Below are 16,460 nucleotides of genomic sequence, written 5' to 3' on the forward strand. Positions count from 1 at the left end.
AATGGAGCAAGCAAGCACGCGTGACGGCCGTTTTCGGCTGTTTCCGCAAAAGTATGGCTATTTCCCCTACCTATGGCTGGTCTATATCGCGCTGCCCATTATTAACCTCCAACAGGAGACCGGGCTGAGGCTGGCCTTGGGGTATGTGTTTATCGCCCTGTTCGTTATAACCTATCGCCAGCTCTATAATGTGACGGGGACCGCCTTCACCTGGTGGCTGATTGTACAAATGGCCCTAATTCTCGTGATGTGCTTGGCATATAGCCCGTTCAATCTTTATATGGGCTTTTTCACAGCCAATTTTATCGGCTGGTATAGCGATCATCGGAAGTTTAGAGTTTTTATCACCGCATTTACCGCCATGGAGCTTGGCCTGATCGCGCTGATTATCCCTAAAATGGAGCCTTTGGAACTGATCTTCACGCTCCCCTTTCTGATTCTGATGCTGGCCTCTCCCTTCGGAATCCGGTCCATGGTGCGCAAGCAGCAATTGGAGCAGGAGCTGGATATGGCGCAGCAGCAGATCAAGGAGCTCATCACCCGGGAGGAGCGGATGCGGATTGCCCGCGACCTGCATGACACGCTGGGGCATACGTTGTCCCTGATCACTTTGAAGAGTCAACTCGTGGAGAAGCTTATCGCAAAAGATCCGCTGCGCGCGCAAGCCGAGGCCAAGGAAATACAACAAACATCCAGAGCTGCCCTGCGGCAGGTACGGGAGCTTGTGTCCGATATGCGCGCTTCGAGTATTGCGGAGGGCATCGCCGAGGCACGCGAGATGCTGCGGGCAGCCGGGATTGGCTTAACCGTCGAAGGAGATCCGGAACAGATCGACGTCTCGCCGCTATCGCAAAACATTCTCAGCCTCTGCATCAAAGAAGCGATCACCAATCTGGTCAAGCACAGTCAAGCCAGTCATTGCCGAATCAGCATCGCCAACTCTGAGTCCTGGCTTCAGATCGAGATTGAAGATAACGGTATCGGATTACCGCCAAGCGGTACGGGATCATGCGCGGACGACCCTGAAGCCGGAACGGGGACAAGCGCCGGCAACGGGCTGAAGGGAATGGCGGAGCGGCTTTCGCTGATTGAAAGCTCTCTGCGGTTCTCCAGGCCCGAGCATGGAAAAGGAACCCGCTTGACCGTACAAGTCCCGTTTGTCATTAAAGACCGGAAGGAGGAAGGAGCCGAATGATATCCATTGTTATTGCCGAAGATCAACGGCTTCTACGGGGAGCACTTGCTTCGCTTCTGGACCTTGAAGAAGATTTGGAAGTTGTGGGACAGGCGGCGGACGGAGAAGAAGCCTTGGCTCTCATCGAGCGGCTCAAGCCGGATGTATGTCTGATGGATATTGAAATGCCTGTGCTCAGCGGATTGGATGTAGCCGAGAAGCTTAAGGCGCGGAGTGAACTCTGCAAGATCATCATACTGACGACCTTTGCCAGACCGGGGTACTTTGAGCGGGCCGCCCGCTTAGGTGTTAACGGCTATCTGCTTAAGGACGAATCCAGCGATCGCCTGGCCGATGCCATCCGCCGGGTCATGGCGGGACATATCGAAGTCGCCCCCGAACTAGTCTTTGGCAGTCTGCGGGAAGAGAATCCCCTCACTCCAAGAGAGCAGGAGATTCTGAAGCTCGCGGCAGCAGGCAATCGCGCTGGAGAGATCGCCAAGCAGCTGCATTTGTCCAGCGGAACGGTGCGCAATTACATTTCGGAAATTCTGGGCAAGCTGGACGCCAAAAGCCGGATCGAAGCGATCCGGCGGGCAGAGGACAAGGGCTGGATGTGACAGCTCTTGTCTTTTTATTTTATTGGACGAACGGAAAGGTCGGCTTCAATCGTTTCTTGACCGCACATACCTCATCAATCCGTTCTACATAACGCCGTATCAGCGATGCGGTAATATCATAGCGTTCGGCCAGCACTTTATAGGTTAGCGGAAGATTGTGAAGCTTCGCGACCAAATATTCCAGCGCAGCCGCCCAGCCTTCAAGATGCTTGATCTCCGGCACATCCGGGTACATGGAGTCCAGGAATTCTATCCATAGGGCCTTCAAATCCTGCAATTGCTCTGTATTATAATCTTCTTTCGTTTGCAGGGACACCAGATCGAGCACCGCCTGCCATTCGACCTTCCAGACCGGCAGCCTGTGAGCTTCACCTTGTAATGCACCGGCCAGCTCACGTTCTCCCTTGGAGGCCGCACATTCCTGCTCGGCACTCCAGTTGCGAAGCACAAATTGGGCGGTCTCTTTCAGCTGAGGATCCTCGTCAGGATTCTGCAAGAAAGCCCGCAGCTCCAATTCCGCCTCATGATCGGCAATATGCCGAAAGGCTTCAATCACTTGCAGCTTTACTTTATCCTCACCATGCCGCAGCGCCCAGAAGCAGGACGCCCGAACGAGCGGATTCGCAAGCAAGTCTTCTGTAAGCCCCTCCTCCGAGCCTTCCCAATGCCTCATTTGCTCCTCGAAGGGTAATTGATACTGGTAACTGATCACGGGTATAGAGGCTCTGCTTGTCCCCTTCTCTTCTTCGGCACGGCCCAGTTCTTCCTGATATATCGACATCCACTCCAGGTAATAAGCAGCAACCTTGGAGGCCGGATCAAGGCTCTTCGCTTGCCGCCACAGCTTCTCCGCAGCCTGGAATCTTCCCGTATAGAAGGCAGCGGTAGCTGCATAGTGGTACAAAGACGGCTCAGGAACGATATCATCCTCCCGGAGCAAACGGAGGAAGTGATTGTAGGCTGCTTCATGGTCTCCGAGAATCCCCATCGTCGTAGCCAGCTTAAACACATGCTCCTGGTGAAAGGGAACGATTTTCCCCAAACGCACCGAAAGTGCATCCATTGCTTCTTGGTCACCTACATGTTGACTGAAAATCGCCAGATTGCAGAGCGCATGCAAATTTCCCGGCTCCTGCTGCAGCACCTCTTCCACCATATCCAGCGCTTTTTGAAACCGGCCCAGGTAGTAATAACCCAGCGCCAGATTATTACGGGCGGAATGAAAGTCCGGCTGCTTCTCCACGATCTCCTCCAGCAGCTTGACGGCTTGAACAAACTTGCCTTCCTCCAGCCACAAACGCGCGCGGTCATGCTCGACCACGCCTTCCATGGCTTTAATACTCGTTACCTTCATCGGACGCTCCAATTCGAATTGAAGCAAGTCCATCATCTCTTCCGCTTCCTCCAGAAACTGGCCGCTGGCATCCCTCTCCAGATATGTGACCAGTGCCTGCTCCGCCGCTTCAAACATATTCATATTCGCATAATTATTAGCCATATAAAAATAGCATTCTGTCATGTTCGGATCGATCTCATCCAGGACGGTGGAAAGGGCCGCATTCGAAGCCTCAAAGTCCCCCATCTCGGACAAAATCCCAGCCAGATTGCAATGATTTACCGGGTTCTGCGGCTCATACTCCGCCGCTTTGCGAAAATACTTTAATGCCTTATCATAGTGGCGACGGTCCAGTGAAGAGACTGCCCGTTCAAAGAAAAAGCCCGCATCCATCTCAAGCGGAAGCACTTTCCCCTCCTGCTGATCCGGTTCGCTATATTCTTTCAAACAAGGCACCTCCTATCTACCATCAAGTCTATTCTATATAAGTCTAAACTTATGAGATGTACGTAATGGGGCAACGTGTGATGTGTTCTTTCGATCGCTGTTGTTCACGGATTTCTCTGATTAAACTAAGCCATGATGAGTAGAAATCCGATCGCAAAGGCGAACGCTAACGCTTCTACAGTACACATCACACTTATGCCCTTTATACGTAACAATCAATAATCAAACTTATGATAGTATGCCTAAGCAACTTAAAGAAGCTCTCAGCTCTACCTTACAGTATACCATAGCGGTAGCTGTCGTCCTATGTAAAATACAGGTGTAATTGAAGTGGTAAAAAAGAAAAGAGACTTTCTCGCAGAGGAGAAAATCTCTTTGTAGATTCCTATTTGATGTTGTGCAGATTACATTTTCTATCACAGCTTGTACGGCTGAATTAATTCTCGGCTACCACCTGTTGTCCTGCGATACGGCCAAATGTAAAGATATCTGCAATTGCATTCCCGCCGAGACGGTTCGTACCGTGAATCACACCCGTGACCTCGCCTGCTGCATACAGACCCGGAATCACATTGCCTTCATCATTTATTACATGCGTCTTCCCGTCAATTACAAGCCCGCCCATCGTATGATGGACAGAAGGTACGGCCTTCTGGATATAGTAAGGTCCTGTCTCTAGCGAGACTAGTCCGCCGCGATGGTGGAAATCAAGATCATCGCCTGTGCTTGCATATCGATTTACCTTTTTTACGGTAGCTTTCAGCGTATCTATATCCACATTAAAGAATTTCGCTGCTTCTTCGAGGGTATCTGCCTTGTACAATAGGCCTTGCTTAACCAGCATATCATATTCATCCTGATGGGCTTCGATAGTCTTGCCTATATCTGCAATCGTCTGATTCCAGAGCTGGTAGGTGTAGCCGCCTGTCTGAGCAAGAATGGCTTTCGAGATCACATCCCGGCGCTCCAGCTCCTCGACAAAGCGCTCTCCCTCTTGATTAATCAGAATAGCACCGTCAAACCGGGAGTCCGCCACAAGAGAAATGACTCCTGTCTCGGGGTTACATACCGGATAAGTCTGGATATATTCCATATTGGCGAGCTTAGCGCCCAAAGCCTCGGCCATGACAATCCCATCGCCCGTCGTTCCCGGTGTATCCGTGGACATGTACTTTTCGTCCATTTCGGGATTATACTTCTTACGCATCTCTATATTAGATCCAAAACCGCCTGTAGCCACTATTACTCCCATTTGGGCGTGAAAAATAATTTTATTGCCGCTGCCGTCAGTAGCCTCTACTCCGGTCACTCTGCCTTCATCATTTGTAATCAATGCGTCTGCCTTCATACTCGTCTTGATGGTAACGCCCTGCTCTTCCGTCTTGGTCTTCAGCTTTGTAATCAGTTCTGCTCCTGTATGACCGACAGGAATCAAGGCACGCTTTCTGGAGTGGCCGCCAAATTGGAACAAGTGATCCGGCAGGAATTCCACCTTGATCTCATCACGCAGCCATTCGGCAGATTCCAGTGCATGATCAGCCAATATTCGGACCATTTCGGGCGTACCCAGATGATCTCCGCCCTTAAGAGTATCCTCATAGTATAAGTCTGCCGAGTCATCCGTAATTCCAAGCTTTTGCTGCACCCAGTTGTTAGGCGCGTTCATCTCTCCTCCCGATATGAGCGTATTTCCTCCTACGGTTGGCATTTTTTCCAATAGAACAACTTGAGCTCCGGCCTGATTGGCTTCAATAGCCGCACTGAAGCCAGCTCCGCCCGCGCCGATGACCACAACATCATACGTCTGCTCGGCTGCCTCCCTGCTCTGGGCGTTGTTAGCTACGGCGCCGGCAGCAGCAAGGGTCAGTCCAGACTTGGCAATAGCATCCCTGATCGCATCCAAATAGCCATTGCTCGTTACAGTAGAGCCGCTAATAGCATCAACCTCCGGGCTGTTCGCTGCAATAACCACGTCCTTCAACTGTGTGTAAACCGGCTCTGCCAGCACTTCATTCTCCTTGTTCTCTACTACTTCAATATCGGTAATTTGATTGTCCGTGAAGGTGACCTTGACCTTAATATCCCCGTGCTTACCTTGACCCACACCTTCAACGACTTTGGTTCCGGCATTTTCGCTGTTGTTAGCGCTTGGTGTCTCCTTTCCTCCACAAGCGGCTGCCATAAGCACCAGACACATAGCCAATAGCATGGCCAGTATTCTTTTTGCGTAAATTCGTTGCATCGTTTCGTTCTCCCCTTCAGTTTGATTCTCATGGCCGGAAGCCCTCTTTGTTACCAGGCTCCTAGACACAAACAGCTTTTCATGTGAAAATGTGCACAAGAGCTATTATAAGGCAGGTGCAGTCACAAGTATTTGCACGATTCAGATGTTTTTTATCTTTTTCGGGCTATATTCCGGACAAGCCGCCATTTGAAATACAAGGAGCTGATAAGCACGGTGAACTCTATACAGAAAAAGCTCTTATTGTATGCGGGCAGTTGCTTTACGCTGCTGTTTCTTGCCCTGCTGGTTACGATTTATATGGAGATGAATCATACGGTAATTCCCTTGAACAAAAGCTTGACCCAGCAAGTGCTGGACGCCCGCAGCGACCAAATCAATTATTGGTTTAATCAAAGAATTGGCGAAATTAATACGCTGGCTGCTCTAGCCTCTGACCATCAGTGGTCCAGGGAGCAGCTTCTGCAAGAAACGCGCAGGCTGGAGAGACGAAAGCAGGAAGAATATGAATCGATTCGCGTCGTGGATATTCATGCCTTCTCCTGGGGAATAGAGGACAAACCCTTCTCGATTTTAAATCGTCCCTACTATCAGCACCTTATCGAATCCAGAGCCGACTATGTAGTCAGTCATCCGATTGTGTCCAAAGCAAACGGCGTAGAAATTGTTGTTATTCTCTATCGAATTCAACCCTTGAAGAATGAAGAAGCGGCCTACATTGCCGCTGGCGTATCGCTAGAGAAAATGAAGGAAATTGCAGAGGATATTTCCCTGTACGACCAGCTTGGCAAGCTGATTGTAGGTGGAAGCGACGAGCCGGAGCAGCAGGCGACGACCTGCAACCATAGCGAGGAATGCAATGGAATCAGTGTGTTCGAAGCCCCGATTGATAGTGTAAAGGGATGGAAAATCGTACTCGAGGTGCCGGATTCCGAGCTGTCTCTGGCTGTCGTTAGAACTCAGCGAACGGCTCTGATCGTAGGCTGTCTGCTTGGCCTGATATTCATTTTATTGCTAATGATGCTGCTTACGTCTATTATTCGTCCCATTCAAGCACTCCGTCAGGTGATGAAGAACGTGCAGCAGGGCAATCAGCATATACGCGCAGATGAATCACGAAGAGATGAAATTGGCGACCTGGCCCATAGCTTCAATGAAATGCTTGTACAACTTTATCGTTCCGAGCAAGAAAAGCAAGAAATTGAGCTCAAGCTGGTGCATGAACAAATCAAGCCGCATTTTTTGTACAACACCCTGGATACGATCCAATGGATGGCCGGAGAATACGGAGCTGATAATATCGTTGAGATGGTAGAGGCGCTCAGCACATACTTCAGACTGAGCCTTGGTCATGGAGAGACGTATATCTCGCTGGAGCAGGAACTGTACCATGTTGAAAGCTACTTGCAAATTCAATGTGTGCGGTATGAGGAAATTCTCGATTATGAGCTGAGTTATGAAGAAGAGATTTCACAATTCCAGGTCATTCGGTTCATGCTTCAGCCGCTAGTTGAGAATGCCATCTATCATGGCATTAAGCCGCTGGAAGGCCGACGATGCACGATCTCAATCCAGGCCTGCTCCACGGGAGATCAGCTTGTAATTTATGTGAGAAATAACGGGCTGCCGATCCCGTCAGATAAGCTGGCCAAAATAAACCAAACGCTGGCAGAGGACAGACAAGATACCACTGTAACCGGATTTGGCCTATACAGCGTAAATCATCGAATCAGAATGCTATATGGGGAAGGGTATGGGCTGGTGATAAGCAGCAACGAGGAGATGACCACAATGACGATTCGCCTGCCAAAAAATGATAGAAGAGAGAGTGAGTAAAATGTGGAAAATCATGCTTGTAGATGACGAAACCATTATTCGCCGCGGGTTGAGGGAGTTCATTGAAAGCAGTCACTCCCCCTTCACTGTCGTTGCAGAAGCCAAAAATGCAGGGGAAGCTTTGCAGCAATTGGAGCAGTTGCCTGCTCATGTCTGCTTCATTGATATTAATATGCCGAATATGAACGGACTCGATCTAATCAGCTTATTGCACAAGCGGTTCCCTTCGATGGTGGTGGTCATTATCAGCGGATATGACAATTTTGAATATGCGCGACAAGCCGTGCAGCTGCAGGCCTTTGACTATGTCCTGAAGCCAGTCCCCAAGAGTGATCTGGAACAGCTTCTATATCGCCTGGATACTCATCTGCAGCAGAAATTTCCGGATCAGTCCCATACAAAAACATCACAGGATAAGCCCCTTCCCCACTGCAATATCTCCGGCGGTGACAGCACACTCTTGATCCACAAAGTAACGGAATATATCAACGATCATTATCAGGATCCCGAGCTAACCATCACTAGAGTAGCCGACTTATTTCATATGAATCCAACCTACCTCAGCAAGCGGATGAAGCAGGAGACCGGGCTCTCCTTTCTGGATTATGTAACCAGGCTAAGAATAGCCAAGGCCAAAGAGGTATTGGACGATGCAGCCTCCAATATTAAAATAAACAGCCTCGCCACCAAGGTAGGTTATAAGAGCCAATACTATTTTAGCCGAGTGTTCAAAAATAAGGTCGGGCTGTCTCCGTTGGAGTATAAAAATAGGGGAATAGATGCATAAGGGCTACATTTTCACGGTATGAATTGACAAGAAAGCCCCGAATGCTAGGCTGAGTGTCAGCATTCGGGACTTTTTGAAAATTTCACTATATTTTTATTTCCGTAATCACTGTTATCGGTTCAAATTAATGCGCTTCCGGGTCATAATCCGGAATTTCCGGAGTGCTAGTTCCGGTATTATACGAGTTAACCTCGAAAGTCAGAATCTTGTCATAGAAAACATAGTCTTTCCGGGCTACAAATGGTCCCTTGTTGTTATCGTGCTTATCGAAAGCAAACATTACATTACCGGACCCATTTGCCCGTCCTTCATACCAGTTAATAAAGGCGTTCACTTCTGCCATCGACAGGTCATACTCTCTATCAATGCCATTGATCAAGATAATACGAAGCAACGCTTTTTCTCCTGTCTGACCTTCACCTGGATTTGGCGGATTCACAACATCGCTGCCTTTTGGAGTCGCAGATGCCTCATTTGAATTTTGGCCTTCACCAACTGCATTGACTGCCGACACGACGTAATAATAAGTAGTGCCATTAACAACATTTGTATCCGTGTAACTATATGTTCCGCTTGTAACTGTACCGATCGTCGTATACGTACCTCCAGGTATCGTTGAACGCTTTACATGGAACTCTGTAACTGAGCTATCGGAGTTGCTCCAATTCAATACAACTTGCTTATTTCCTGCAGTTGCCGTTAAGTTCAATGGCTTCTCGGGAAGGACTTCTCCACCTTTTCCGAAAACGTTCCATTCGTATACTCTTGAATTTGCTCCAGTGTATTTCAGTGCCACAACCGAAACCGCCTCAACTGGGGCTGGTAGTAACTGAACTTGGTCGCTTTTTGTTATAGCATACTGCTCTAATAAGTTGTTATTGCTATCGTAGAATTCAACTACTACATTATTGGTAAACTTAGCAACAACTGACGTAATCTCTACAGGACTTGTAAAAGTATACCACATGAAGTCCCCATTGGTTAGCAATGTATTTGTACTTGTATTATTATCTGTTACTTCTCGTGACGTACTAGTTGCTGTTGTTATCGTCTTACCCACTTGAAGTGTCTTCCAATCCAGCAATCCACCTGTGAACATTGTTGCATCTGGTCTGATGCTCTTCTCTCCAGAGTTGATGCTTTCTCCTGCTTGATTTACTGCAGAGACTACATAGTAATAAGTAGTTCCGTTTACTACAGAGACATCTGTATAGGTCAAGCCTTTAACAGTAGCGAGCAAATTATAAGGCCCGCCTGGAGATGTTGCACGTTTTACATTGTATGATTCTGCTCCTGTACGTGCCCATTCTATTTTCGCTACTTGATCTCCACCTTGAATCCAATTGATGGTAGTTGGTAAAGGAGCTGTTGTTGGGTTCGTAAATACATTCCATTCGTATACCCTCGAATTTGCCCCTGTGTATTTCAGTGCAACTGTTGAAACCCCTTGTACCACTGTTGGAAGCATTTGTGTTCCATCATTATTTAATAATTCATATCGCTGTAACAGGTTATTATTGCTATCGTAAAATTCAACTGCCACCGTGTTGGTGAATTTTGCGGCTATTGCTGAAATATCCATTGGTGATGCAAAAGTATACCATATGAAGTCTCCATTGGTTAGCAATGTATTTGTACTTGTATTATTATCTGTTACTTCTCGTGACGTACTAGTTGCTGTTGTTATCGTCTTACCCACTTGAAGTGTCTTCCAATCCAATAATCCACCTGTATAATTACTTATGTCTGGCTTGATGCTCTTCTCTCCAGAGTTGATGCTTTCTCCTGCTTGATTTACTGCAGAGACTACATAGTAATATGTGGTTCCATTTACTACAGATATATCTGTATAGGCTAAATCTTTAATGGTAGCGAGCAAATTATAAGGCCCGCCTGGAGATGTTGCACGTTTTACATTGTATGATTCTGCTCCTGTACGTGCCCATTCTATTTTCGCTACTTGATCTCCACCTTGAATCCAATTAATTGTAGTTGGATTGGGAGCTGTTAATGGCGCTGAGAATACATTCCATTCAAATACCCTTGTACCGCCAGAAATATTTTTTAGTGCAACAATCGAAACTCCTTGTACTTTTGAAGGGAGTAATTGAACCCCATCATTATTTAAAAATTCATATCTTTGTAATAAAGTATAGTTATCATCATAAAATTCCACTGCCAGAACATTATTGAATTTTCCAGCCACTGCTGAAATCTCCACCGGAGAAGCAAAGGTATACCATCCAACATTTCCACTTTGGAGATTAAAATAAGTGGCTATATCTCCATCGGTTATCTGAGTAGCTGCACTAGTAGACTGTCCAACGGTACTACCGATTTGAATTTGTTCCCCATCTAGCAACCCCCCATCGAATTGAGAAGCTGCCTGTGCAGATAGCACATTAAAAAACAGTGAGCTAAAAATAATAGAAAAAGTCAGCAAAATACGATTAAACTGTTTCAAATTTTACCCTCTCCTAGTATGTATTTGGAAATCACAAACAGCAATATATCACCCTAATTAGTGTTTGTACATGAAATTAATTCTTTTTTAGTAAAATAATGATATTAATCATAGAATGCTCATAAATTAAAGGTCATTTAAGAAATTAAACGGAGATTTTCACTTTATGAGAAGTCTAAATCTCAATAAAAGACGCCTTCCGCCTCAATCCCATTGGTGAAAAGCGTCTTTTATTTACTCAAATGAGTCTATCCCCAGCCTGCACTATAGTTCAACATTGTCATGATACTCGGGACTGAGTTTACGTCAAATTGACTCGCCAGAAGAAACTAAACTATAATAATCGCTAATAGTGTTAGCGATTTACTTGAAGGAGGTCGAACAATGAATTTTGAGGCTACTGCCAACGAAATTCTTCAAGTCATGGAAGCCTTGTCTCGCAACTCTCCGCTCAAACAGATCGGCGAGCTGTCCAAAGGGGAAGTTTTTCTGCTGGGTTATTTGCATTCCTACCGCGGGACTGCCAGATCAAACGTGCTTAGTGAAGCTTTGGGAACCAGTACAGCCCGGATTGCGGCAGCCGTGAAGAGCATGGAACGCAAGGGATGGGTATATCGGGAAGGGGATCAGGAAGATCTTCGGAAGACGATTGTACATCTGACTCCGGAAGGGGAAGCGCATGTATTAGAATATCGGCGGCATGTACGCAATGCCTTGAAGGATTTGCTTGAAGAGCTTGGCGAACAGGATACCGGGGAGTATCTGCGGATTGCTTGCAGGATGAATGAAATAGTTGCCAAAATGCACTCTAATTCGTAATTAAAAGGAGCTCGGAGACATGAAAGAACGAATCCGTCGATGGATGTTGGGCCGTTACGGGGTAGACCAGTTTGGGCAATTCTTAAATATTACTGCTTTAATTATGCTCTTGCTGGGAAGCTTCCTCTCCCGTTTGCTGGGAACCTTCGGCTTTGTACTGATCCTCTATCAGACTTTCCGAATATTCAGCCGCAATATCGGAAAACGCAGCCAGGAAAATCTGGCCTATATCTCACTGCAACGAAAGATCACCGGAAGGCTTAAATCAGCCGCACAGCAGGTAAAGCAGTCGAGAACTCACCGGTTCTACAACTGCCCTTCCTGCAAACAGAAGGTGCGGGTCCCGAAGGGGAAGGGGAAAATTATGATTACCTGTCCGAAATGCAGAGCCCAATTCGAGAGAAAGAGCTAGCCCCTGTTTGGATATATCATGATTAATCCTAAGCAGTTGAGTGAGAGTCATAAAGGACGGTATCAGGCGGTGTATTGCGGGATGTTCCGGTATTACAAAGCACTTGATGGCGTTCATAAACAAAACCTGCAGCCCCTTCTTCAACGAAGGAGCTGCAGGGGAATTTTCCTGATTCATCTATCTAAGTCTCTACTTTAACTCCAGCGGCACCATCGTCCGCCTACGCTCTTCAAACGTGGCTAACTCGCGTACACCCAGCTCATACAGCAGCGCTCGGGCCTGTTCCAGATGCTCGCCCAGCTTGAGCGGGTCATGCGCATCCGAGCCAACGGTGAGCGGGATGCCCAGTTCCACCGCAGCGGACAAAATCCGCCGGCTCGGGAACATTTCCGCCACCGGCTTGGACAAGCCCGAAGCATTCAGCTCCATTGCTACGCCAGCTTCTTTAACAGCCTTCAGCGTATGCAATTCCAGATCGGCCGTCTCGGCCTCAAGCGCTGCAGCCGGGCGGTGACCGAAACGCTTGATCACGTCAAGATGACCCATGATGTCATAGAAGCCGGTTTGAGCCGCTTTGGCGACGGCATCATAGTACCGCTCATAGACGGCGAACACGTCCTGGCCTTCCCAGTGATGTACCTGCCGGAAGTCCGACACATCCCATTCACCGAGAAAATGAACGGAACCGATGACATAATCCCATGGATAGGCCTTGACGATCTCTTCAATCTGCCGCTCCCAGCCTTCGATGTAATCGCCCTCCAGCCCAACCCGGAGGTCGATCTGCCCGCGATATTTCTCCTTAAGCTGAAAAGCCTCCTCCACATAGCGGGGAAGCTCGTCCAGCGGCATCGCCATCTCGGGATAATAGGCAGCCGGGTCCACATGAAGCAGCGGCATATGGTCAGACAGTCCAAGCTGGGACAAGCCCAGCTCGATTCCCCGCTTCACGTATTCCTCCAGCTCGCCTACCGCATGACCGCAGCGGGCATGGTGCGTATGATAATCAATCAGCATATTTGCCACCGCCTTAATCGCGCCGCGGCCGTTCATGCCGCCGTTCCAGCTCTGCCATAATGTCATCCAGCGGCAAGTCCCGCTCGCGCAGCAGCACCAGCAGGTGATAGATCAGATCGCTGACCTCCAGCCGCAGCTCGTCGTTATCTCCATTTTTCGCAGCAATGATTGATTCGGCGGCCTCTTCACCCACTTTTTTCAGAATCTTATCGATGCCCTTCTCAAATAAATAGGTCGTATACGCGCCTTCGGGGCGTTCTTTATAACGCTCGCCAATCAACTGCTCCAGCTCCGCCAATACCTCAAAACGCCCGTGCGCAAGCACCGCCGAACCTTCCAGCTCTGCCGCTGTCCGATAGAAGCAACTATCCTCGCCTGTATGGCAGGCAGGCCCGTTCCGATCCACCAGAACCAGCAAAGTATCTCCATCACAGTCGTAACTCAAAGACCGAATCTGTTGCGTATTTCCGGAGGTTGCCCCCTTGTTCCACAGCTCGCTGCGCGAACGGCTCCAGAACCAAGTCTGCCCGCTCTCAAGAGACTTACCGAGCGACGCCTTATTCATATAAGCCAGCATCAGCACCTCACGGCTCTGCGCATCCTGAACAATCGCAGGAACCAGTCCTTGATCATCCCAGCGAATCTGCTGCACAAGCTCTTCCAGCGGCTGGGACAGCCGCAATGCTTGATTTTGTCCGTCTGTTGTCATCGCACTTCCACTCCTCTTGCTCTTAGATCCCGCTTCAAATCCGGAACCGCGATTTCTTTATAGTGAAAAATCGTCGCCGCCAGTGCCGCATCTGCCGCACCTTTCGTGAACACTTCGTAGAAATCATCCGGCTTCCCTGCTCCGCCCGAGGCAATCACAGGAATGCCTGCCGCTGCGCTAACTGCCTTCGTGAGCGGCAAGTCAAACCCATCCTTCGTGCCATCGGCATCCATACTGGTCAGCAAAATTTCCCCCGCGCCCCGTGCCTCAGCTTCTTTAATCCATTCCAAGGCTTTGATGCCGGTTGCCTTTCGTCCGCCGTGCGTGTACACTTCCCACTCGCCCCAGGCCGGATTGAACTTCGCATCCACAGCAACAACGATACATTGAGAGCCAAAGCGGCGCGCCCCGTCCGAGATCAGCTCCGGGTTCAGCACAGCTGCCGTATTAATACCGATCTTATCCGCCCCGGCCCGAAGAATGCGCTTCATGTCCTCCACTTGAGAAATGCCTCCGCCTACTGTGAAAGGAATCGCGATCTCTCCCGCCGTCTGGCGAACGACCTCGATCATCGTTGCCCGGCCCTCATTGGAAGCCGAGATATCGAGAAATACAATTTCGTCCGCCCCTTCACGATCATACAAGGCCGCCAATTCTACCGGGTCCCCTGCATCGCGAAGATTCACAAAATTCACGCCTTTGACAACCCGGCCATCCTTCACATCCAGGCAGGGAATAATCCGCTTTGCCAGCATCGTGCCTTCACCCACTTTCTATCATTTGCAGCCCGGTCTAGCCAACTTTAACCACAATTCCCCGGCTGGATTCAAAATCTAGTCTATTCTGCTGATTTTACCGTCGATATCGCCTGAATCGCTTGCGCCAAATCAATACTGCCCGTATACAGCGCCTTACCCACAATCGCTCCGCCGATCCCCTGCGTGGCATAAGCTGCCAGTTTCAACAGATCATCCTGTACCGTCACGCCGCCGGAGGCAATCACTGTCCGTCCGGAAGCCTGAGCCAATGAGCGGATCGCCTCGACGTTTGGTCCCTGCATCATTCCATCACGGGAAATATCGGTGAAAATAAACGTCTCCGCACCTTTCGCCGCCAGCTCCTTGGCCAACATCTCCGCCTGCACCTTCGAGGTTTCCAGCCAGCCGCGTGTAGCTACAAAGCCATCCCTCGCATCGATGCCTATAGCCACCTTGTCGCCGTATGTACCGAGCACCGCTTCCGTAAATGCACGGTCCTCAATCGCGGCCGTGCCAAGAATGACCCGGCTTACACCAAGACCGAGCAGACGCTCCACATCCGCTAACGTGCGCAGCCCTCCGCCAACTTGCACCGGCACCTGTACGCTGCGGGCAATCTCGCCGATCAGTTCGTCGTTTACGGGATGCCCGGCCTTTGCCCCGTCCAGATCGACCAGATGAATATAGCTGCCGCCCTGAGCTTCCCAGGAACGGGCGACCTCCGCCGGATTCTCGTTATAAACCGTCTCCCGGGCATAATCCCCTTGCACCAGACGCACACATTTGCCGCCGCGGATATCGATGGCCGGATAAATTGTAAAAGCTGACATACAGGCTCCTCCTCTATACTCTTCATACCTAAATACGAAAACCAACAGGCCTGCATGAAGCCCTCTTACAGCCTGAATCGTTAGGTGTAAAAACTACAGTTATCAATCAATCATTTTTGAAAATCGGGAGAATAGCTGTACGCAGTACAACTATCCACTCGCTTAAAGGTCTCACATTAGAAAAACAGCAGATATAAGTGTACTTTGTGCAATTAAACTCTCCCGTCTTTAAACTTATGAAGAGAATAAATGTACTTTATACAACAAGCCGCATCAACATCAAGACGAGCCTGGTGACATTCAGTTCAGTGTAAGCTAACTCATAGAGTGCCATTAGAGCGGCCCCGCCCTCGGCATTACGGTCTTAGGGCATCAGGGCCTTACGGCCTTACCCCCGGACAGCCAGCTCCAGAAAATTCCGCAGGAGCGCCATGCCCAGCTCTCCGCTCTTTTCCGGATGGAACTGCATGCCGTACACATTATTGTGACCAACAATCGCCGTTACCGGATGTCCGTAATCCGTAACCGCCAGCAAATCACCAGGACGCCCGGTCAGTACATGATAGGAATGAACAAAATACACATGGCCCTCCGTCAGCCCCTTCAGAATAGGATGATTCTGCTGCAGGAACTCCAGCCGATTCCAGCCCATATGCGGAACCTTAAGACCGCTGTCTCCTGCGAAGCGTTCAACTCTCCCCGGCAACAGGCCAAGGCCCTCATGTCTGCCATGCTCCTCACTGCTGTCAAACAGCAGTTGCATCCCGAGGCAAATGCCGAGCAGGGGCAAGCCTTTCCCAGCCGCCTGCGTAACCACGGCATCGAGCTTCGTCTCCCGCAAATGCGACATCGCATCGCCAAATGCCCCCACACCGGGCAGCAGCACCCCGTCCGAAGACAGGATCGTCTCTGCATCCCCCGTAACAATCGCCTCGTAACCCAGCCGCTCTACAGCCTTGCTGACGCTATGCAGATTGCCCATTCCATAGTCGACAATTGCAATCGCCAC

The 16,460-nt window shown here is 49.2% G+C and carries 14 protein-coding genes; 6 read left to right on the forward strand and 8 right to left on the reverse strand.

Translation table 11 applies throughout. The features are described 5' to 3' along the window. Nucleotide 1 precedes the first annotated feature (1 nt). Together KQJ23_RS02080 and KQJ23_RS02085 are read left to right on the forward strand one after the other, a co-directional pair. Complete coding sequence (locus tag KQJ23_RS02080) at nt 2-1,195, forward strand: sensor histidine kinase (protein ID WP_216476995.1); 1,194 nt, start codon at nt 2-4, stop codon at nt 1,193-1,195. After that, nucleotides 1,192-1,794: a response regulator transcription factor gene (locus KQJ23_RS02085; RefSeq protein WP_216476996.1), complete on the forward strand. Its 603-nt coding sequence runs from the start codon at nt 1,192-1,194 to the stop codon at nt 1,792-1,794. Before KQJ23_RS02080 ends, KQJ23_RS02085 begins: the two co-directional genes overlap by 4 nt. Nucleotides 1,795-1,813: 19 nt before the next feature. On the opposite strand, the gene KQJ23_RS02090 is transcribed toward KQJ23_RS02085, so the two are convergent. After that, on the reverse strand, nt 1,814-3,523 hold the full coding sequence (locus KQJ23_RS02090) for a tetratricopeptide repeat protein (RefSeq protein ID WP_216477065.1): 1,710 nt from the start codon (nt 3,521-3,523) through the stop codon (nt 1,814-1,816). Between the two features lie 490 nt (nt 3,524-4,013). Then, nucleotides 4,014-5,819 (reverse strand): flavocytochrome c, encoded by a 1,806-nt coding sequence (locus KQJ23_RS02095; RefSeq protein ID WP_216476997.1) that lies wholly within the window; start codon nt 5,817-5,819, stop codon nt 4,014-4,016. A 216-nt stretch (nt 5,820-6,035) separates the two neighbouring features. Here KQJ23_RS02095 and KQJ23_RS24055 point away from each other — a divergent pair, with 216 nt between their 5' ends. After that, nucleotides 6,036-7,655: a histidine kinase gene (locus KQJ23_RS24055; RefSeq protein ID WP_216476998.1), complete on the forward strand. Its 1,620-nt coding sequence runs from the start codon at nt 6,036-6,038 to the stop codon at nt 7,653-7,655. Then, on the forward strand, nt 7,633-8,442 hold the full coding sequence (locus KQJ23_RS02105; RefSeq protein WP_216476999.1) for a response regulator transcription factor: 810 nt from the start codon (nt 7,633-7,635) through the stop codon (nt 8,440-8,442). Before KQJ23_RS24055 ends, KQJ23_RS02105 begins: the two co-directional genes overlap by 23 nt. A gap of 124 nt (nt 8,443-8,566) precedes the next feature. On the opposite strand, the gene KQJ23_RS02110 is transcribed toward KQJ23_RS02105, so the two are convergent. Then, nucleotides 8,567-10,906: a fibronectin type III domain-containing protein gene (locus KQJ23_RS02110; RefSeq protein WP_249529427.1), complete on the reverse strand. Its 2,340-nt coding sequence runs from the start codon at nt 10,904-10,906 to the stop codon at nt 8,567-8,569. A 384-nt stretch (nt 10,907-11,290) separates the two neighbouring features. On the opposite strand from KQJ23_RS02110, the gene KQJ23_RS02115 reads away from it, so the two are divergent. Both KQJ23_RS02115 and KQJ23_RS02120 read left to right on the forward strand, forming a co-directional pair. Further along, nucleotides 11,291-11,725, forward strand: a complete 435-nt coding sequence (locus KQJ23_RS02115; RefSeq protein WP_216477000.1) for a MarR family winged helix-turn-helix transcriptional regulator — start codon at nt 11,291-11,293, stop codon at nt 11,723-11,725. Nucleotides 11,726-11,744: 19 nt separating this feature from the next. Beyond that, the gene (locus tag KQJ23_RS02120) at nt 11,745-12,137 is read left to right on the forward strand and encodes a zinc-ribbon domain-containing protein (protein WP_216477001.1); all 393 of its coding nucleotides are present in this window, start codon (nt 11,745-11,747) and stop codon (nt 12,135-12,137) included. Nucleotides 12,138-12,326: 189 nt separating this feature from the next. On the opposite strand, the gene hisJ is transcribed toward KQJ23_RS02120, so the two are convergent. The 5 genes from hisJ to hisH all read right to left on the reverse strand — a co-directional run bounded on the left by hisJ (nt 12,327) and on the right by hisH (nt 16,460). Further along, nucleotides 12,327-13,154 (reverse strand): histidinol-phosphatase HisJ, encoded by an 828-nt coding sequence (gene hisJ, locus KQJ23_RS02125; protein WP_216477067.1) that lies wholly within the window; start codon nt 13,152-13,154, stop codon nt 12,327-12,329. Between the two features lie 13 nt (nt 13,155-13,167). Further along, nucleotides 13,168-13,863 (reverse strand): bifunctional phosphoribosyl-AMP cyclohydrolase/phosphoribosyl-ATP diphosphatase HisIE, encoded by a 696-nt coding sequence (gene hisIE / locus KQJ23_RS02130; RefSeq protein ID WP_216477002.1) that lies wholly within the window; start codon nt 13,861-13,863, stop codon nt 13,168-13,170. Next, nucleotides 13,860-14,618 carry an imidazole glycerol phosphate synthase subunit HisF gene (hisF, locus tag KQJ23_RS02135; protein ID WP_216477003.1) on the reverse strand — a complete coding sequence of 253 codons (759 nt, stop codon included), beginning with the start codon at nt 14,616-14,618 and terminating at the stop codon, nt 13,860-13,862. Before hisF ends, hisIE begins: the two co-directional genes overlap by 4 nt. An 83-nt stretch (nt 14,619-14,701) precedes the next feature. After that, a complete protein-coding gene (gene hisA / locus KQJ23_RS02140) occupies nt 14,702-15,451 on the reverse strand; it encodes a 1-(5-phosphoribosyl)-5-[(5-phosphoribosylamino)methylideneamino]imidazole-4-carboxamide isomerase (RefSeq protein WP_216477004.1) in 750 nt (249 codons plus the stop codon). Between the two features lie 388 nt (nt 15,452-15,839). Continuing rightward, nucleotides 15,840-16,460: an imidazole glycerol phosphate synthase subunit HisH gene (gene hisH, locus KQJ23_RS02145; protein WP_216477005.1), complete on the reverse strand. Its 621-nt coding sequence runs from the start codon at nt 16,458-16,460 to the stop codon at nt 15,840-15,842.

Origin of the sequence: Paenibacillus brevis, assembly GCF_018919145.1 — a bacterium.
Lineage (GTDB): Bacteria > Bacillota > Bacilli > Paenibacillales > Paenibacillaceae > Fontibacillus > Fontibacillus brevis.